This window comes from SAR86 cluster bacterium (assembly GCA_023703675.1).
Lineage (GTDB): Bacteria > Pseudomonadota > Gammaproteobacteria > Magnimaribacterales > AG-339-G14 > AG-339-G14.
The window spans coordinates 448,732-468,411 of record CP097974.1; the positions used below are offsets into that span (position 1 = coordinate 448,732).

The 19,680-nt window shown below is 32.8% G+C and carries 18 protein-coding genes and 2 pseudogenes; 12 read left to right on the plus strand and 8 right to left on the minus strand.

What is annotated here, in order from left to right:
- Positions 1 to 16 precede the first annotated feature (16 nt).
- Together M9C82_02235 and M9C82_02240 are read left to right on the plus strand one after the other, a co-directional pair.
- Positions 17 to 1,036: a VOC family protein gene (locus M9C82_02235; protein ID URQ73970.1), complete on the plus strand. Its 1,020-nt coding sequence runs from the start codon at positions 17 to 19 to the stop codon at positions 1,034 to 1,036.
- The gene (locus M9C82_02240) at positions 1,037 to 1,813 is read left to right on the plus strand and encodes an SDR family oxidoreductase (protein URQ73971.1); all 777 of its coding nucleotides are present in this window, start codon (positions 1,037 to 1,039) and stop codon (positions 1,811 to 1,813) included.
- Here M9C82_02240 and M9C82_02245 read toward each other — a convergent pair.
- Both M9C82_02245 and metG read right to left on the minus strand, forming a co-directional pair.
- Positions 1,800 to 2,825, minus strand: coding sequence for an NAD(P)/FAD-dependent oxidoreductase (locus M9C82_02245; GenBank protein ID URQ73972.1), 1,026 nt, complete (start codon positions 2,823 to 2,825; stop codon positions 1,800 to 1,802). The two genes, M9C82_02240 and M9C82_02245, sit on opposite strands and share 14 nt — an antisense overlap.
- Positions 2,826 to 2,827: 2 nt before the next feature.
- Positions 2,828 to 4,796: pseudogene (metG, locus tag M9C82_02250) on the minus strand (methionine--tRNA ligase).
- Between the two features lie 11 nt (positions 4,797 to 4,807).
- On the opposite strand from metG, the gene M9C82_02255 reads away from it, so the two are divergent.
- Positions 4,808 to 5,530, plus strand: a complete 723-nt coding sequence (locus tag M9C82_02255; GenBank protein URQ73973.1) for a VacJ family lipoprotein — start codon at positions 4,808 to 4,810, stop codon at positions 5,528 to 5,530.
- Here the strand turns inward: M9C82_02255 and M9C82_02260 are convergent.
- From M9C82_02260 to nhaB, 4 genes are read right to left on the minus strand one after another with little or no spacing between them, the layout of a single operon-like run.
- Positions 5,527 to 6,777 carry a beta-lactamase family protein gene (locus tag M9C82_02260; GenBank protein URQ73974.1) on the minus strand — a complete coding sequence of 417 codons (1,251 nt, stop codon included), beginning with the start codon at positions 6,775 to 6,777 and terminating at the stop codon, positions 5,527 to 5,529. The genes M9C82_02255 and M9C82_02260 overlap by 4 nt on opposite strands.
- The gene (locus M9C82_02265) at positions 6,767 to 7,210 is read right to left on the minus strand and encodes a TerB family tellurite resistance protein (protein URQ73975.1); all 444 of its coding nucleotides are present in this window, start codon (positions 7,208 to 7,210) and stop codon (positions 6,767 to 6,769) included. Before M9C82_02265 ends, M9C82_02260 begins: the two co-directional genes overlap by 11 nt.
- Positions 7,207 to 8,175 (minus strand): tRNA dihydrouridine(20/20a) synthase DusA, encoded by a 969-nt coding sequence (gene dusA, locus M9C82_02270; protein URQ73976.1) that lies wholly within the window; start codon positions 8,173 to 8,175, stop codon positions 7,207 to 7,209. The genes M9C82_02265 and dusA overlap by 4 nt, the downstream gene beginning before the upstream one ends.
- Before the next feature lie 2 nt (positions 8,176 to 8,177).
- Positions 8,178 to 9,647, minus strand: a complete 1,470-nt coding sequence (nhaB, locus tag M9C82_02275) for a sodium/proton antiporter NhaB (protein URQ73977.1) — start codon at positions 9,645 to 9,647, stop codon at positions 8,178 to 8,180.
- Positions 9,648 to 9,658: 11 nt separating this feature from the next.
- On the opposite strand from nhaB, the gene nudC reads away from it, so the two are divergent.
- Entirely contained in the window at positions 9,659 to 10,477 is an 819-nt protein-coding gene (gene nudC, locus M9C82_02280; protein ID URQ73978.1) for an NAD(+) diphosphatase, read from the plus strand.
- A gap of 557 nt (positions 10,478 to 11,034) precedes the next feature.
- Here nudC and M9C82_02285 read toward each other — a convergent pair.
- Positions 11,035 to 12,420, minus strand: a pseudogene (locus M9C82_02285) (Rne/Rng family ribonuclease).
- A 230-nt stretch (positions 12,421 to 12,650) separates the two neighbouring features.
- Here M9C82_02285 and M9C82_02290 point away from each other — a divergent pair.
- From M9C82_02290 to M9C82_02325, 8 genes are all read left to right on the plus strand, one after another.
- Entirely contained in the window at positions 12,651 to 13,568 is a 918-nt protein-coding gene (locus M9C82_02290) for an RluA family pseudouridine synthase (protein URQ73979.1), read from the plus strand.
- Positions 13,569 to 13,598: 30 nt separating this feature from the next.
- Complete coding sequence (gene rpmF, locus M9C82_02295; GenBank protein URQ73980.1) at positions 13,599 to 13,805, plus strand: 50S ribosomal protein L32; 207 nt, start codon at positions 13,599 to 13,601, stop codon at positions 13,803 to 13,805.
- Positions 13,806 to 14,543, plus strand: coding sequence for a 3-oxoacyl-ACP reductase FabG (gene fabG, locus M9C82_02300; protein URQ73981.1), 738 nt, complete (start codon positions 13,806 to 13,808; stop codon positions 14,541 to 14,543).
- A gap of 64 nt (positions 14,544 to 14,607) precedes the next feature.
- Positions 14,608 to 14,841, plus strand: a complete 234-nt coding sequence (gene acpP, locus M9C82_02305; GenBank protein ID URQ73982.1) for an acyl carrier protein — start codon at positions 14,608 to 14,610, stop codon at positions 14,839 to 14,841.
- A 9-nt stretch (positions 14,842 to 14,850) separates the two neighbouring features.
- Positions 14,851 to 16,095 (plus strand): beta-ketoacyl-ACP synthase II, encoded by a 1,245-nt coding sequence (fabF, locus tag M9C82_02310; protein ID URQ73983.1) that lies wholly within the window; start codon positions 14,851 to 14,853, stop codon positions 16,093 to 16,095.
- Entirely contained in the window at positions 16,092 to 17,003 is a 912-nt protein-coding gene (mltG, locus tag M9C82_02315) for an endolytic transglycosylase MltG (protein URQ73984.1), read from the plus strand. The genes fabF and mltG overlap by 4 nt, the downstream gene beginning before the upstream one ends.
- Positions 17,003 to 17,602, plus strand: a complete 600-nt coding sequence (gene tmk, locus M9C82_02320; GenBank protein ID URQ73985.1) for a dTMP kinase — start codon at positions 17,003 to 17,005, stop codon at positions 17,600 to 17,602. Before mltG ends, tmk begins: the two co-directional genes overlap by 1 nt.
- Positions 17,595 to 18,578 carry a hypothetical protein gene (locus M9C82_02325; protein ID URQ73986.1) on the plus strand — a complete coding sequence of 328 codons (984 nt, stop codon included), beginning with the start codon at positions 17,595 to 17,597 and terminating at the stop codon, positions 18,576 to 18,578. Before tmk ends, M9C82_02325 begins: the two co-directional genes overlap by 8 nt.
- Here M9C82_02325 and M9C82_02330 read toward each other — a convergent pair.
- Positions 18,575 to 19,654 carry a PQQ-dependent sugar dehydrogenase gene (locus tag M9C82_02330; protein ID URQ73987.1) on the minus strand — a complete coding sequence of 360 codons (1,080 nt, stop codon included), beginning with the start codon at positions 19,652 to 19,654 and terminating at the stop codon, positions 18,575 to 18,577. The genes M9C82_02325 and M9C82_02330 overlap by 4 nt on opposite strands.
- Positions 19,655 to 19,680 lie beyond the last annotated feature (26 nt).

A 19,680-nucleotide genomic window follows, 5' to 3' on the forward strand; every position in this document is an offset into this window, starting at 1 on the left:
TGCACTAGGAGGTTTTATGGATCCAATAATTAAAGCAGTAGATGTTCAATATTGTACTTTGCAATGTCCAGACTTAGATGTTCAAGAACAGTTTTTAATTCATTTCGGAATGCACACTGTAGAGAAAACAGACAACATGCTGTTGATGAGAGGCGAAGGCCCTCAACCATTTATTGAAAAATGTATTAAAGGTGAAAAGAAATTCTTATCGGCGTCTTTTCTAGCAGCGTCAATGGACGATTTGCACAAATTAAGTGAATCAGAAAGTTTCTCTAAAGTTGAAGAACTCACCACTCCTGGAGGCGGTTTTGTAACTAGAGCGATGGATCCTGATGGAATTGGCGTTGAAGTAGTTTATGGCATAGAAAATAGACCTGATTATGATGAGGTTGCCCCTTATCCAACCAACGAAGGCACGAACGTTAATAGAGTTAATCAAATCAAGAGATATCCTAAAGGCTCTTACCCAAAGATAATTAGATTTGCTCATTATGGTATTAATTCAAATAACATTTCTGCAGCATTAGAATGGTATAACAATCACCTTGGGATAATTCCAAGCGATAAATTATGGTTTGGAGATTCCGGAGACTCAAACACTCCACTAATGGGTTGTTTCGCACGTTTGGATAGAGGATCAACTCCAGCTGATCACCATTCCATATTTTGGCTTGACGCTAATAAGCAATCAGAAGGAATACCTGGTTTAAATCATGTTTCTTTTGAGATGTTAAATATTGATGATGTTTTCATGGGACATGAAATTCTTCAGCAAAAAAAAGATGAGTTTGATTATGAGCTTGAATGGGGCGTAGGCCGACATTATCAAGGCAGCCAAATTTTTGATTATTGGAGAAGTCCTTTTAAGCAAACTCACGAACATCAAACAGATGGTGATTTGTTAGACAATACGATTTCTTGTAACGATATTAATATGATTGAAAATACAGGAGGAATGCCAGGTGACGATCCTGGTCCATCTCAATGGGGGCCACCAATAAACTTAGGTACTTTTGGAGACAAAAGAGGAATCTAGTTGGATCTTAATATTTCGAAAAAAAAAGCAATTGTTTGTGCTTCTAGTAGAGGATTAGGCAAAGCTTGCGCAGAATCTCTTGCAAAAGAAGGGGTAGAAATAATTATTAATGGGGTAAACGAGGAAAATTTAAGAAAAACTGAAGAAGAGTTTAAATCTAAAGGATACAAAGTAAGCTCAGTCTTAGGAGCTATGGAAGACGAATCTACTAGAGAAAACTTATTAGAAGCTTGTCCCGAGCCTGACATTTTAATTAATAATAGTGGGGGACCCCCACCAGGAAATTTTTTTGATTGGAGTGAAAATGATTTTTTGGCTGCAATCAAATCTAATTTCACTCAATCAGCAATGCTTATGCAGTCAGTTTTACCTGGAATGAAAGAGAGAAACTTTGGCAGAATTGTTAACATTCTTTCGGCAATGGTGAAAAACCCTCATGCCATCATGGGTCTATCAACTTCTGCAAGATCAGGATTGCTAGGATTATCAAAAGGTCTTTCAAGAGAAATGGCACAATTTAATATTACGATTAACAATCTTCTGCCGGAAAGAATTGATACCGATCGTCAAACTAGAGTCATTGAATTTCAAGCAAAGCTCGCAAAAATTACTTTTGATGAAGCAAAGAAAAATATGGAAGATGAGTTAACTGCAAAAAGAATGGGTACCGTAGAAGAGTTTTCTGATTTAGCAGCTTTCCTTTGCTCAGAACAAGCAGCTTACATCTCAGGACAGAGTATATCTATTGATGGTGGGAATAGTACTAACTTTTATTAACTTTTAGTTTTTCTTGAAGACCTTTGTTGGAAGTTGTGTATCCAAAGGGTACTCGTTCTCCTGGATGAATTCTTTTGAAAGCTTCTTGCACTGCAAGAGTTGTTTCGTGAAATCCACATAATATTAAATCCAATTTGCCAGGATACGTATTAATGTCACCTACAGCAAAAATTCCTTCTTTATTAGTTTGGAAATTTTCAGTATTGACCAAAATTTTCTTTTCTTCTAATTCTACTTCCCAATCCAGAATTGGACCTAATTGTTTGTTAAGACCAAAAAAGAAAAGGGCTTCATCACAATTTATTGATTCTATTTCTTTAGATTCAAAATGCATTAAATCAACTCCATTAAATTTTTCGTCACCATTAATTGACTTAATAACATATGGAATTTTTAATTCAATTTTTCCTGATTTAACCAATTCTCTCATTTGCGATTCGGTATGTTTTGCTCCTCTAAACTCGTCGCGACGGTGAACTAGGTAAACTTTTTTCGCCGTTTTAGCTAACTCAACCGACCAGTCTAAAGCACTGTCACCACCTCCAAAAATTGCGATCTCTTTGTCTTTGTATTTTTTAATATCCCTTACGGCATATTCAATTCCATTTTCTAGGAATTTATCTGGATTTTCCACAGGAGGTCTTCTGGATTCAAAAGAGCCTGCACCGGCTGCAATAAAAATATTTTTTGTCAAAAAGCTTAGGTCATTGTTGGTTTTAACAATCCATTTATCTTTCTCTTTTTTAATGGATTCAACTCTAGTATTAAGGTTTACCTTATAATTGAAGGGTTTAATTTGAGCCAGTAATGCCTCAATGTGTTCACGACCAGTTTGATTAGCCACTCCTGGAATATCATATATCGGTTTATCGGGGTAAAGCTCAATGCACTGACCCCCAATTTTATCTAGGTTATCTACTAATTCGCATTCAAGACCTAACAATCCAGCTTCAAATACAGTGAATAGGCCCACAGGGCCTGCACCAATTATTAAAATATCTGTCTCTTTCATAACTAACTAATCTTGTCTCCCGGTTGACTTTCATTTGATGCGTCAATCAAAAAAACTCCTGAGTCACTACTGGAGGCTAGTATCATTCCTTCAGAGGTTCCGAATTTCATTTCTCTATGTTTCAAATTATTGACACAGACCACATGTTTACCAATTAAATTATCGGGCTCGTAGAATTTTTTAATTCCTGCAAAAACAGTTTTTTTTCCAACCTCTCCTAAATCTAAGTTAAGTTTCAATAACTTGTCTGCATCTTCAACATTTTCAGCATTAATAATTTTGGCAACTCGTAAGTCGATTTTTAAAAAATCTTCAATATTTATTTCATCCATTTTGACTTATTCCTATTAACTTATTGATTTCTTCATCTTCTATTCTTGTTAACAAGGGTTTAAATTTCTTAAGCTCATGATTTGTAAGATGTATAGACAATTCATTGAGATTGCAATCTGATTGTAAATAATTTTTGATCCTTTCAGAAGTCTCGGGAATTACTGGTTCTAAATATAGATTCAAAATCCTAAAAAGGTTAATAGAAGTCGAAGCAATTTTTTTTACTTTCAAAGAATTAGAAGAATCTTTATTTAATTCCCATGGTTTATGAGAATCGATATATTGATTTGCCTTATCTGCTAAAAGCATGATTTTTTGTATAGCTTTTGAATACTCTCTATCGACGTATAAATTGAAGATTACGTCCTTTTGTTCAACGAATTCATTAATAATAGTCTCGTCGAGTTCGTCACCAATTTTATTGTTATCTTTTTTTAAAAATCCTTGGCTTCGACTTGCAATGTTAATAAATTTTCCCACTAAATCAGTATTTACTTTTTTTTGAAAATCTTTGAAATCCATATCAAGGTCATCAACTCCCGCAGATAGTTTAGATGCTAAATAGTACCTAATGAGATCAGGTTTCATAATCTCTAAATAATCGTCTACAAGAAGAAAATTTTTTTTTGATTTAGACATTTTTTTTCCGTTTAAACTCATGAAGCCGTGAACAAAGACATTTGTAGGTCTTTTAAAACCTCCAGCTTCCAACAAACAGGGCCAGAATAATGTATGGAAATTCATTATATCTTTTCCGATGAAGTGGTAGATCTCTGTATTACTGTTCTTCCCCCATAATTCTTCCGAATTTTTTGATGAATTTACACGTTTCAAGTAATTTTCTAAGCTCGCAATATAACCAATGGGCGCATCCAACCATACATAAAAGTATTTGTCTTCATAGCCAGGAATCATAAAGCCAAAGTAAGGTTTGTCTCTGCTAATATCCCAAGGCTTTAAACCGTCGGTAAACCACTCTTTTATTTTATTTTTGACAGCTGATTGAAGACCGGTTTTATTGATCCAATCTTTAAGGCTTTTGCTACAAGACTCCAGATCAAAAAATAAATGTTCACTTTTTTTTACAGAAGGAGTGTTACCCGTAAAGATTGATACTGGTTCAATAAGTTCTGTTGCTTCATATGTTGCGCCACAAACTTCACAATTGTCCCCATATTGTTCTTTTGCCCCGCATTTGGGACAAATGCCTTGGACATATCTATCTGCTAAAAATAATCCTTTCTCATCATCAAAAAGTTGTTCTATTTCTTTTCTCAAGATTAATTTTTTAGAATCTGCTTTATTGAAAATTAACTCGCTAAAATATTTATTTTCTTCTGAGTGAGTCGTGTAGTAATTGTCATGAACTATATTGAAATTTATTAAAGATTGTTTTTGCTCACTTGTAATTTTCTTTATAAGAGTTTCCGGAGCTGTATTTTCTTCTTCAGCCTTAAGCATTATCGGAGTACCGTGCGCATCGCTTGCGCATAAGTAGATACACTCTTTATCAAGCGATCGATTTGTCCTTACCCAAATATCAGTCTGTATGTGTTCAAGCAAATGCCCAAAATGAAGTGGTCCATTCGCGTAAGGGAGAGCAGAAGTTACGATTAGAAGATTGTTATTATTTGACATATAATTTTGAGATGAAAATCTGCTTCTCAAGCATTAGATTTTACTTCTCTTGTTTACTAATCTCTACTCTAATTGGATGTGTTTCAACAACTAATATTGATGGAGAGATTTACGACCCCTATGAAAATTCCAATAGAAGAGTTCACGATTTTAACACTTCTCTAGATAATTTATTTTTTAAACCCATAGCAGAAATTTATGACACCGGAACGCCAGAGTTTATTCAAATTGGAGTATCAAACGTGTTTGGTAATTTAGCCGATGCTAGTTCAGCAGCAAATAACGTTTTGCAATTAAAACCAGTAGCTTTTTTTACAGATTTATCGAGATTCTTGGTAAATTCAACTATAGGAGTTTATGGTCTATTTGACGTTGCCTCTTCTTTAAATTTAGATAGCTCTAATGAAGACTTTGGTCAAACTTTAGGTTACTGGGGTGTTTCACCAGGAGCTTACGTTGTAATACCTTTTTATGGGCCAAGTAGCTTGAGAGATTCGTTTTCTATTGTTCCAGACTTGTATTTATATCCAAATGTTCCAAAAGATGATTCGGCTAGAATTGCGACCGGTGCGCTTAATTTGTTAGATACTCGATCTGATCTCTTAGGAGTTACCGAGATTACTGGTTCAGATCAATACACTTTTTATCGGGATGCTTATATTCAAAGAAGAGAATATCAGATTAATGATGGGCAACTAGATGATGAAGAGATCCTCTTTGATGATTTTGATTAATCTAAGAAAGCGCTATAAACCATCGACTGCATTTGCACTCTGATAGGGTAATATCCCGACGGCATAAGTTGCGTCATTAAAATACATATTAATTCTTCTTTTGGATCCACCCAAAAAAAAGTACTTGCTGCACCACCCCAATTATAACTTCCTGTTGAGCCACTATTTTGAGTTCCTGCCAAATCTATATTGACTCCGACACCTAAACCAAATCCCACACCACGATATCTGACTTCACTGAAACTTCCTTCCGAGCCCATTGAGATCATATCTTGATTTTCAGGAAGATGATTGATGGTCATTAATTCAACGGTCTTTCTGGATAAAATTCTTTTCCCTTCGAACATTCCCTTGTTCAGTAACATTAGACAAAAATTATGATAGTCACTGGAAGTCGATACAAGTCCTCCACCTCCTGAAAGAAAATTTGGTTCTTTTGAAAAAGAACTTTTTTCGCTAGCATCGTCATTAAGTTTTAAATAGGTTTTCGCTGTTCTCTCGTAACAAGACGAAAATCTTTTTAATTTTGATTTTTTTACGTAAAAATCTGTATCGACCATTTTTAAAGGCGTAAAAATATTTTTTTGAAAATACTCTGATAAAGACATGTTACTCAACACTTCAATAAGCCTTCCACAAATGTCAGTTGACACACTGTAATTCCATTTGTCGCCTGGACTGAATTCTAAGGGCAGCCCAGCTATTGTTTCAGAAAAGTTTTTCAAGTCCATTGGTGGAAAAGAAAAATCTGAATTTTCTCCTCTCGGACCACTCCAAACTTTTCTGTACGCATGATCAATATTTGTTCTGTAATGAAAGCCATAAGTTAGACCAGATGTATGACATAAAAGATCTCTAATTGTTATTTCTCTTTGAGGTGGCGTGGTTAAAAAATTTGGATAGCTACCAGATTGAAAAACAGAGCTTTTCTTAAATTCTGGTAAAAATTTACCAACTGGATCGGCTAACTGAAAAAGACCTTTTTCAAATAATTGCATCAAGGCAACACTAGTTACAGGTTTAGTCATTGAGTAAATCCTAAAAATTGTATCTTCAGTAATTTTCTTTGAGTTCTCTACGTCTCTGTAACCATGAGAATTGAAATGAATAATTTTTCCCTTCCTCGAGATAAGGGTTTGCGTACCAGCAAGCTTTCCTTTATCGGTGTAATTATCTTTAAAAAACTTTTCCATTTCGTTAAGTTTTTTTGAACTTAAACCTAATTTTTCTGCTTTGTTAATTTTCATTTTTTACTTCCAGTTTTGCTTTTATAAAATCTTCGTTAGAAATATAAATTAAATCTGATACTTTCCTGATAACGTATTCTTCGTATTTATCAATGTTTCCATCAGCAAAAGCAATTTCCCACATGGATTTAATTAATTTAAATTTTTCCTCAAAACTAAAATCATCATTAATTACTCTTGTGAAGTCATACAAAGAAGTAGATTCTTTTTGTGTTTCTTTACCCTCGTTAATCAGATTTTCAATTTCAGAGCCTTCGACATTAAATTTTTCTGAAAGGGTCCTTTTAAGACTTTCTATTTCTTCATCATTTATGGATTGATCTGCCATGCTAACCTCAATCATCAGCGATATACAAGCTGAGATTACTTTATCCGTCTCTTTTTCGAGCTGTTCTGTTTCTTTTTTAAAAAATTTGCTAAAAATATTTTTCATGCAGCTTTAATTATGTCTTTTTCTAAAATTGATAAGATTTGATTTTTAGATTCTTCTAGATAATTACTATTCGAAAGAAGAATTCTAATTTTTTTAGCATGTTTATGTCCTGTGTATAATCCATGCATGTGCAGAAGACCTTTTTTAATAGAAGAGGGTTTATTTAGAGTTTCAAAATAATCAAACATACTTTTCGTAACTTCGAAAAGGGAAATTTCAGGAAAAGTTTTATTTTTTACTATTGAATCAATATTCTTTAATATCATTGGATTCGAATAAGCCTCTCTTCCAATCATTATCCCGTCGAGTTTTTCTAAATTTTCTTTCTTTTGGAAAGTTAAGTCTTTGATGCCTCCGTTAATTATTATTTTAAGTTCAGGAAAACTTTCTTTAAGTCTTCCAACTCTTTGATGTTGCAGTGGTGGTATTTCTCTATTTTGTTTTGGGCTCAATCCATTAAGAATTGCCTTTCTTGCATGCACATAAAAAACATTTATCCCTGCAGATTTTACAATTTCAACAAACCTGTCTAAAGTTTCTTCGATATCGTTGTCGTCTACTCCTAATCTTATTTTTACTGATACTTCTTTATTGAAATTTTCTACCATTGCCTGGACGCATTCTTTCGTTAAGTTTGGCTCTTTCATTAATGAGGCGCCAAAACCTCCACTTTTAACTTTTGGGCTGGGACAACCAATGTTTAGATTTATTTCATCATAGTTAAATGAATTCATCATGTTTGATACTACGCCTAAACTTTCTGGATCATTGCCACCCAGTTGCAAAACAATAGGATTTTTATTGTTAGTAAATTCTTCAAATATTTTTTTATTTCCAAATAAAATAGCATTGGAATGGATCATTTCAGTAAAAAGCACAATTTCTTTTGAAATTTTTCTGACGAGATACCTAAATTGAGAATCAGTTTTTCCCATCATTGGCGCTAGTACGAAATCTCTATTCATTTTTATAAGAAATAAATCACAGAAAATAACCCTACAACTGTTAAAACGAAAGTGTATGGTAAAGCCATCAAAATCATTCTTAAATATGACAAATTAATCAAAGGAGCTATCGAAGAGGTTAGTAAAAATAAAAATGCTGCCTGACCATTCGGAGTAGCTACGCTGGGTAAGTTTGTTCCAGTGTTGATCGCTATAGCGAGTAAATCAAACTGATTTCTATCAATTATCCCAGAATCAAGAGCATTTTTTACTTCACTAATATAAATTGTAGCTACAAAAACATTATCACTAATCATCGAGAGTATACCGTTGGCTAAGAAAAACATCGGCACTTGCAAATCTAGATTTAGAGACAAAACGTAATTTATAACGGGACTAAATAAATATTGATCATGTATCACTGAGACAATTACAAAAAATACTACTAAAAGAGCTGTAAAAGGAAGGGCTTCCTCAAAGGCTTTTCCCAACTGATGTTCTTCAATAATTCCATTAAATGCAGTGAGAAGAATAATTACCATCAAACCAATTAGTCCTACTGCAGCTACATTAAATGCTAAAGAAAAAATTAATACTAGAGCAACTAGAAATTGAATAATTAGTTTTGTCTTTTGTGCAGAAGTTCTCTTAGCATCTTCTCTAGCACCATAATCATTTATAATATCTCTTATTTTTGGTGACAATTCAGCGCCGTAGCCAATAATTTTAAATTTCTCTATTAGGTAGCAAGTAAATATTCCAAAAATAAAAACTGGTAAAGAAATGGGCAACATTCTTATAAAAAACTCGATAAAATCCCATCCAGCCACAGAACCAATAAGTAAATTTTGAGGCTCACCAACAATAGTACTCACGCCACCTAGAGCAGTCCCAACAGCTCCATGCATCAAGAGATTTCTTAAAAATCTCTTGAACTCTTCAGTTTCTTGATTAATGTCATCACTTTCCAGAGAAGCTTTATTGTCCTGATAAAGAGAGTAAAAACCTACTGCAACAGCAATGAGAACTGCGGTTACCGTAAGTGCATCCAAAAAGGCTGACAATACTGCAGAACTAATTAGAAATAAGAGAGATAGTAGTTTCTTATTTTTTACATTAATTAAAAGCTTTGTAAAAATGAATAAAAGAAAATCTTTCATGAAATATATTCCGGCAACCATAAAGACAAGCAGTAAGATTACTTTTAAGTTAAGAACAACTTCTTGATAGATATGTTTAGAAGTTGTTAACCCTAAAATAACTGATTGAATTGCAATCAATCCTCCAGGTTGAAGAGGATAACATTCTAAAGCCATTGCAAGTGTCACAATGAATTGGCCTAGAATTATCCAACCCAAAATGAAGCCAGCATCCAAGTTGGTGTTTAGTAGAAAAAAGTAGAGGATTGGATTAATCACTAAAAACCCAATAATCAGATTCTTGTACCAATTTGCAGAGGATCCCAAAAAATTGTTATAAAGGTTATAAATCATGGAAATTAATCTTGAATATTTTTAATCCTGCTAATTCTATTGAAAAAGACACACAAGAGTCAAAATACTTTGTGATTAATTCGCAACAAATTTTGACTTTTAAAAATGAAAACTTCGTTAGACCAATCAGTGCAGATGAATTGAATTGGTCTGGACTTGAGATTAAAAAGAAACATTTTTTAGGCTATTTAAACGACAATGCTTGCTTTGCCGTCTCTACTCAGGGAGATTGTGTGCTTGAAGATACAGTTTTTAGTGATTTAAGATCTTTATTGGGACGAATACCTGATGATTTATTTTCTGTGATTTCTAGAGCAATTCAAATTCAGAATTGGCATGAAACTCATAAATTTTGCGGCAAATGCGGAGCGAAGTTGGTAGAAGACAAGAAGGAAAGGGCAATGATTTGTAATAGCTGCGACGCTCCACCTGCATACCCTAGAATTTCACCTTGCGTAATAACATTAATTCATCGAGATGATGAAATTTTATTGGCACATAATGTAAATTTTCCAGAAAATTTTTACAGTACTTTGGCAGGTTTTATTGAACCTGGAGAATCAGTTGAGGCAGCTTTGGAAAGAGAGGTTAAAGAAGAAGTAGGAATAGAAGTAAAAAATATTAAATACTTTGAAAGTCAGTCTTGGCCTTTTCCAAGTCAATTGATGCTTGGATATTTTGCTGAATACTCTAAAGGCAATTTAACTCCAGATTTAGTAGAAATAGACAAAGCAGATTGGTTTAACATTAATCAACTTCCTAATGTTCCTCCTGGAAGTATTTCTATTTCTGGAAAGTTAATAGAATATTATGTAAAAAATTATAGCTAATTTTTGTTTCTAGGGTCGTTAGAAGCCCTTTCTCCAGTTCTTCTGGGAGCTATCGTCTTTTCTTTTTGTTTTGTGCTTTCAACTTTTTTAGGCCTACTGAGTTTTCGAGGAGTTATTTTCTCTTCAATTTTATTAGTTGTTTTCTCAATAACTTTAGCATTCTGTTTCTTTTCAAAAGGCTTTTTATTTTTTTGATGGTTTTCTTTTTTAATATTTCCCTTGGGAGTATTTTTTCCTTTGTTATCAAATCTTTTATTTTTATTAGAATGCCTCGTATTTTTGGGTTGAGCCTTTTTTTTCTGTACCGATTTTTTTTTGGCGATTTTATTTATTTGACTCTTTGGTTTAAACAAATTCACTATTTTACTAAGCACACCTTTTTTTGGTTTTGCAGAAGGGATCAACTTAACTGCTGCTTCCTCATTAATTCTTTTTGTTTTTTTTGATTTCTTCTCAAATTGTTCTGCGGCAGAGATAGAAGATTTTGACTTGTCCGGGTCTTGAACTTTTCCATCTTTTATCCTGATTACTTCAAATCTGGAATCAGGTCTTGTTGCGTCAGATATAACTACAACTTTTACTCCTGATCTTGCTTCAATATCATTCAACCTGATTCTTCTTTCATTCAGAAGAAGCGCTGACATGTCTGGAGAGACAACTGCTCTCACTTCATTAGTATTGGACTTACTGGTTTCTTCCTCGAGCAACCTCAATACAGACGTAGATAATGTATTAACATCCTGCGTCCATCTTTCAGACAATGAGGATCTCATTCGCTGTCTTGAAAGCTCCATCAAACCAAATCTTGATATTCGTCCAATTTGAACTCTTGCTCTGTCCACAGAAAGAGCTTTTCTCATTTCTTCTTCTACAGCTCTTTTGTTTTCTAATTTCATCATGTCTATGAAATCAATGACCACTAATCCACCAATATCTCTGAGTTTAAACTGCCTAGCTATTTCCCTACTAGCTTCAAGGTTTGTGTTTACAGCTGTTTCTTCTATATCTTTTCCTTGAGTTGCTTGAGATGAGTTAATATCTATTGCAACGAGAGCTTCGGTATCGTCTATAACTATTGCTCCTCCTGAGCTTAATCTGACTTCTCTTTGATAGGCTGTTTCAATTTGTGATTCAATTTGATATCTAGTGAAAAGTGGGAGAGTATTTTCATACTTATTTAAAATTTTCAATTGCTCTGGCATTACACTGCTAATGAATCCCTCTGCTTGCTCATAAGCTTCATTAGTATCTATCCAGATTTCATTAATATCCTCTTTAAGATAATCACGAAGGGTTCTGATGATAATGTCACTTTCTTTGTAAATTAAAAAAGGTGCTGTTTTTTGTGCATTCGCCTCTAAAATGGCCTCCCAAACTTTTATAAGATAAGAAAGATCCCAATCTAAATCTTCTTGTTCTCTTCCTTCTCCTGCAGTTCTTACAATAACTCCCATTCCTTCTGGCGCATTCAAGTCTGATACTTTCCTTTTAAGCATCTCTCTTTGTTCAGGATTTAGTCTTCTAGAAATACCTGAAGCTTTAGGATTATTGGGCATTAGAACTAAAAATCTTCCCGCAATACTAATGAGGGTTGTAAGGGCTGCGCCTTTATTTCCTCGTTCTTCTTTCTCAACTTGAACAATTATTTCTTGATCTTTAGTTAAACAATCTTTTATTGAGATTCTTTCATTACCCTTTCTATCTTTGGGTAAAAATTGTGGAGCTAACTCTTTGAATGGTAAGAATCCATGTCGATCAGCACCAAAATCTATAAACGCAGCACCAAGGCTTGGTTCAATCCTGCTGACTTTTCCTTTGTATATGTTGCCCTTTCTTCTTACTTCGGCAACATTTTCTATATCAAGATCAAATAAGTCATTGCCATCAGTTATAGCTATCCGAACTTCTTCAGGTTGAGTGGCATTAACAAGCATCCTTTTCATGAGGATATCTCCAGTAATGCTTTTAAATAAAAATTGAACCAGTAAAGGTCCTTTTAAATTTTTTGAGTCAGGATTTACGTCTCTTTACCTGGCCAAAAATAAATTATGTATTAAAAGCTGTTATAAATTCTTAGTTAAATAGGGATTGTTTATTCATTCAAGAAACCTGTTTAACATTAACGAAAGCTATTCTAAATTAGAATATAGAAAAAAAACAAACTTTTTTTCAAATGTTTAATAAAAGCCACAAAATAAAAGTCTCAAAAGAAGTTTTAGGCCAAAGAATTGATAATTTTTTAATTAACTATCTCAAAGGCATCCCTAGATCTAAAATTTACTCAATTATAAGAAAAGGAGAGGTAAGAGTTAATGGGTCGAGAAAAAAACCTTTGTATAAAATATCTGAAGGAGATGAAATAAGAATTCCTCCCTTAAATATTGACGAAAAAAAAGAATTATTTATACCTGAAAACTTTATCAAATTGCTCAAAGAAAGAATTGTTTATGAGAACCAAAACTATTTAATTATCAACAAACCATCTGGTGTAGCTTCTCACGGTGGAAGTGGAATTAAACTGGGTTTAATTGAGTCTGTTAGAAATTTTGGAAAGTCTTATAGAGACTGCAAATTGATTCATCGATTGGACAAAGATACTTCTGGTTGTCAAATAATCGCAAAAAAACAAAGTTTCCTGAGAAAATGTAATGAAGAAATTAGATTGGGAAGAAGTTATAAAGAATATATAGCGATTGTGAATGGTAGATGGCCAAAAACTAAATCGAAAGTGGTAAGTTCAATTTTAAAAACAAAAAATGAGAGTGGAGAACACAAAGTTATATCAAGCTCTTTTGGAAAGGAATCGGTTACAAATTTTGAAGTTTTAACATCATCAAGAAATTATTCTAAATTGAGATGTGAATTGGTAACAGGGAGGACTCACCAAATTAGAGTACACGTATCACAAGAGGGTTATCCTATAGTCGGAGATTTAAAATATGGATACAGAGCAATTGAAAATAAACAAAAAAAAATAAAAAAGTTGTATCTTCATTCCCACGTATTAAAAATTCCTGATTTAAAAGTGTCTTTTAAAGTTGAAGAACCTGAAGAATTTGATATTTTATTAAAAAATGATGAAAATTTTTAATTTTTGAAATAGAATCCTCCTTCTCAAGTTATGGCAGTACAAAAAAGTAAAGTTTCTAGGTCAAGAAGAGGCGCAAGGCGTTCACACAATAAGTTGAAATCTCCTGCTTTGTCTATAGACCAAACCACTGGAGAGGTGCACTTACGTCACCACATGACAGAAGATGGTTTTTACAAGGGGAAAAAGGTCATGGAAGTAAAAACTAAAAGGGAAGATCCAGACTCTTCAGAAAATTAAGTGTCACTCAAAAAAAAAGTTCTTATTACTGGCGCTTCAAGAGGAATTGGCAAATCTATTTTAGAAGCATTTTCAGATGAAAACTGCTTCCTAATTGGCACGGCAACCTCGAAAGTTGGATTGGAAACAATACAAAATTTTCTTTCCGGAAATAAAATTGAAGGAAAAGCCTTAATCCTTGATTTATCAAAGGATGAATCAATAAATAATTTTTTTATTACCCTCAAAGATAACGATCTTTACCCAGATGTCCTAATAAATAATGCAGGTGTGACGAGAGATAATATTTTTCTACGAATGAAGGACGAAGAGTGGTCAGAGGTTTTAGACATCCATTTAAATTCTCAATTTAAAATTATTAAAAATCTTATCAGGCCAATGTTGAAAAAAAAATATGGAAGGATAGTAAATTTATCTTCGGCTGCTGCAGCAATAGGAAATAAAGGTCAAGCAAATTATGTTGCAGCTAAGTCGGGGATAGAAGCGATGTCTAAAACTCTCGCCAGAGAGTTTGGGTTAAAAAATATCACTATAAATTGCGTAGCCCCGGGGTTTATTGAAACAGATATGACAAAATCATTAGAAGAAAATTATAAAGAAGAAATAGCTTCGCAGATTCCTCTTCAGAGATTCGGTAGGCCAGAAGAAGTTGCTGATCTGATAAAATTTTTAACATCATCCGAAGCAGATTATATAACTGGACAAACCATTCATATTAATGGTGGGCTTTTTATGTAAAAAATTTCCTATCTAGTTTTTTTATAAATTAGATATATAATTAGCGAACTTTGGAGAGGTTCTTATGAGTAGTACTGAAGATAGAGTAAAGAGAATAGTTTGCGAACAATTAGGTGTTGGTGAAGAAGAGGTTACACTTGAAGCTTCATTCATTGACGATCTTGGAGCTGACTCTCTTGATACAGTTGAGTTAGTTATGGCTTTTGAAGAAGAGTTTGAAATAGAAATCCCTGACGAAGAAGCTGAAAAAATCGCTACTGTTAAAAATGCAGTCGATTATATTGATTCATCATCTTAAAATTATTTAATGGCTCAAGGAAGACGAGTAGTTGTCACTGGTCTTGGTACTGTATGCCCCAATGGAAATGACGTTTCCTCAGCTTGGAAAAGCGTGGTAAATGGAAAAAGTGGTGCAGAGTTAATAGATAAATTCGATACTTCTGAGTTTTCAACAAAATTTGGCGCCACTGTAAAAGATTTTGAAAACAACCCTAATATAGATGCTAAAGAATCCCGAAGAATGGATCTTTTCATTCAATTTGGTCTTGCAGCCTGCGCAGAAGCAATTACAGACTCAGGAATAAATTTTGAAGATCACGACGTTGATAGAATTGGTGTGTCTATAGGTTCTGGTATTGGCGGACTTGAAACAATTGAAAAAAATGCTTTAGCTCTTTCTCAAAAAGGGCCTAAAAGAATCTCACCTTTTTTTGTTCCTGGTTCTATCATCAATATGGCTTCAGGCACAGTTGCAATTAAATACGGGTTAAGGGGACCGAATTTATCAATGGTATCAGCATGCTCTTCCGCAGGGCACAGTATAGGCTACGCAGCAAGAAGTATAGCTTATGGAGAAGCCGATATTATGGTAACTGGAGGAGCTGAAGCGGCAATGAGCCCTTTGGGCATTGCTGGATTTAATGCAGCCAAAGCTTTGTCGACCAGGAATGAATCTCCAGAAGAAGCTAGTAGACCTTGGGATAAAGATCGAGATGGTTTTGTGCTTGGAGAAGGTGCTGGAGTTCTTATTTTAGAAGAATTAGAAATGGCAAAAAAAAGATCAGCTAAAATCTATGCTGAAATTATTGGATTTGGTATGAGCGATGACGCTTACCACATTACTGCTCCAGCAGAAGACGGGAAAGGAGCAAAGCTTGCAATGAAAAATGCGCTTATTGATTCTGAAATTAATTTTTCTGAAATTGATCACATTAACGCTCATGGAACATCAACTCCCTTAGGAGATGTTGTTGAGTCAAAAGCAATAAGAGAATTATTTCAAGAAAGTGCTGACAATATCTATGTATCATCGACAAAATCAATGACCGGTCATTTATTGGGCGCAGCTGGGGCGATAGAATCAATTTTTAGTGTATTGGCAATAAAAGATAAAGTTATTCCCCCGACAATTAATTTAAATAATCCTGATAATGAAGCAAAATTAAAATTAGTTGCAAATAATTCAATCGAAGAAAAAGTAAGCTTTGTTATGAATAACACTTTTGGCTTTGGTGGAACCAATGTTTCTTTGATATTTAAAGAATTTGAGTGAAAATTTTTTCTCTAATTATTTTATTCTTCTTTTTTTTCATTTTTTCAGTAGCTTTAGTAAATTTTAAAAATGATGAATTTATATTCAAAATTGAAAAAGGAGATTCTTTCTCTGACTTAGAAAAAAATCTCCTTAGAGAAGGCATTGCCCTGCCTGTAATTACCAGAATATTTTTTTTATTTTTTGGCAAAGATCAAGATTTAAGAGTGGGAGAATATTTTGTAGATAAATCAGTGAACCTTAAAGATATAACTTTTACTATCTTTTTTGAGAACGTTCATTACAGAACAATATCTATACCGGAAGGATCAAAAATCACTAATTTTTTGTCAAAAAGTCAGATTGAAAATTTTTGCAAATACAAAAATATTCCAAAATGTAATTTAGAGGGTTATTTCCACCCAAATACTTATAAATTTGAATTTTTTGATGATTTTAATGAAGTCCTAAATACGGCTTTTAATATGCAATTATTATATTTAGAAAAGTATTTTAGTGAAAAAGAAGATGACTCGATAAAAAGTGAGGCCGATTTTCTAACAATTGCATCAATTGTAGAAAAGGAGAGTTGTAAAAATGAAATGTCTCTGGTCGCAGGAGTTATCTATAATAGATTGCAGAAAAAAATGAAATTACAAATAGATTCAACTGTTATTTATGGAATAGATAATTTTAACGGAAACCTGACAAAAAAAGATTTAAGAAGAAAGTCTGTTTACAACAGTTATCTGAATTATGGGCTTCCTCCTACGGCAATTAGCAATCCTTCTGAACAGGCTTTAAAAGCAGTTGCTTTCCCAGATAAACATGACTATTTATATTTTGTGAAAAAAGATAAATGTTTGCATGAATTTTCAACTAATTATGAAGATCATTTAAAGGCAGTGCAAAAGTATCAATTAAATTAATGTTTATTACTTTTGAAGGAATTGAGGGATCCGGTAAAACAACCCAAATAAATTTTCTAAAAGATTTTTTTAAAGAAAAATCAATTAAAGCTGTATTTACAAAAGAACCCGGATCATCAAAAATTGGCGGTGAAATAAGAAATATCTTATTGAATAAAAATCTAAATTTATCACCCTACGCTGAACTATTTCTAATTTTTGCTGATAGATCACAACATGTTGAAGAAATAATTAAACCAAAATTAAGTGCAGACTTCTTAGTTGTCTCTGATAGATATATTGATTCGACATTTGCTTATCAAGGCGAGGGCAGGTCTATAGGACATGAAGAAATATCAAAAATAATCAAAAAAATGAATTTACCCTTGCCCGATAAGACCTTCTTATTAGATCTTCCTGTTTCTGAAGGCCTAAGGAGAGCAAAAAAAAGAGCGGAGTTTGACAGATTTGAGTCTGAGGAATTAGCTTTTCATGAGAAAGTTAGAAACGCTTATCTTAAAATTTATGAAGAAAATAAAAATAGAATTATAAAAATTGACGCTACGAAATCTCCAAATAAAATATTCGATGAAATCGAAAAAAATTTAGAAATTGAATGAATTAAAAGAAAAAATTAATCCTTTATTAAAAGAGTATTTAGATTTTTTTAATAAGGATTCACTTTCACATGGATACTTAATATCTGGTGAAAATGGACTAGGCAAAAAAGATTTAGTTAGAGTCTTAAGTGAGTCAATCCTTTGCAAGAATAGTAACGAGTTATTTGAGGCTTGTGGCGAGTGTAATGCTAGTAAATTAATGCAATCTGGCAACCATCCTGATTATCATTTTATTGAGGAGGAAGCTGGTTCAAAAATAATTAAAATAGGTCAGTTAAGGGGAAATAAGAAAAAAAATGATTCACATGAAGGAATTGTTAACTCAATATTTGAGACTCCTCTAGTATCATCATCAAAGGTATTCGTAATAAATAATGCACATTTAATGAATGACGAATCACAAAATTTTATCTTAAAAATTCTGGAAGAACCTCCAAAGGAATCATTTATTTTTTTGATCTCTTCAAATCCCTTTCTTTTGAAAAAAACTCTTCTAAGTCGTCTATCTCATTTACAAATTAAATTTCCAGATATATCAAACTTAAAAGAATATTTTTCTGAAAAAAGAATAGAAATTGACGAAAGAGATTATGAATTATTAAAAGGAGAAGATCTTGTTAATTTTTCCGCTGCCAAATTAGAAGATTTAAGAGAAAGTTGGGAAGATTTCACTAAGGATTTAGTAAATATAAGTTCGTATAAGGAGATCGAAAAAATTTCTTCAAAATGGGATGACGATTCAGTACAAGATAAATTAATTTGGCTATCAAAAATTATTTTAGAGTCATTTAAAAAAAGACTCGATTCAAATTTTAAAGCTACTTTTTTATCTTCTGATTTAAATCTAGACAGAAAGTCTTTGATCGATCTTTCAGAAATTTTTAAAAATATTCAAAATATATTGATTGATCTAAATTCAGGAGTAAATCTTAATAATAAAATTCAAATTAAAAGCTTACTTTCAAATCTAAATTAGATCGGATTTACCTTAATTATTTTTGCATTTGCTTTATCGGTTAGAAGGTAAATGTCGCCATCAGGAGATTCAAAAATATTTCTAATTCTAGAATTAAGTTCAGAAAAAAGAATTTCTTCATCCAAATTACCATCTTCAAGAAATTTTATTTTTCTTACATCTCTTGAAACAAGTGCTGATACGAACAAAGAATCAGTCCAACTTGGAAATCTTGTTCCTTTGTAGATCATCATACTTGATGGTGCTATTGAAGGAGTCCAATGCAAAAGGGGCTGTTCCATTCCTTTCATCTCTGTAAAAGGTGAAATTAATGCTCCTGAATAATCAATGCCATAAGTAATTACAGGCCAACCATAATTTTTTCCTGCTTCGATCAAATTAATTTCATCTCCACCTTGAGGCCCATGTTCATGTTCAATTATCCTTCCATCGGAAAGCACTACTAAACCTTGCATATTTCTATGACCAAATGAAAAAATATCTTTGAGATTTTCTGTCTCAAAAAAAGGATTGTCTAACGGAATTTGACCATTATCTTTGATTCTTACTATTTTACCAAAATGATTATCAAGATCTTGAGCCTGCTCTCTGTAATCAAAACCATCTCCACTTGTTATTAATAAAGAATTATCATCAAGAAATGCCATTTTTGCTCCGTAATGAACCGGCGGATTTCTCAGAGCTTTAGCTGAAAATATATTTTCTAAGTCTGTTACAGAATTATTTGTGATTCTTAGCCTATCAACAACGAGGGTATTTTGATCGTTGGCTACTTTTTTCGAATAACTAATGTATATCCAACCATTCTGCGAATAATTTGGATGCAAAACAATCCCAGAAAGTCCACCTTGTCCTCTAAATAAGACTTTTGGGACATTTTCAATTTCTATAATTTTTTTAGTCTTAAGATTTATTTTTTTTAATTTACCAGGAAGCTCTGTGAGTAAAATCTCTTCTTTTGAAATAAAAACTGCTTCCCATGGGAAGTCCAATTTCTCAATAACAGTTTCTAATTTATATTCGGCGAAAATATTTGAAGAAACAAATAAAATTAATAAGGCAATTGTCTTTTTCATATTAATATTATAAAAATAATTTAAAT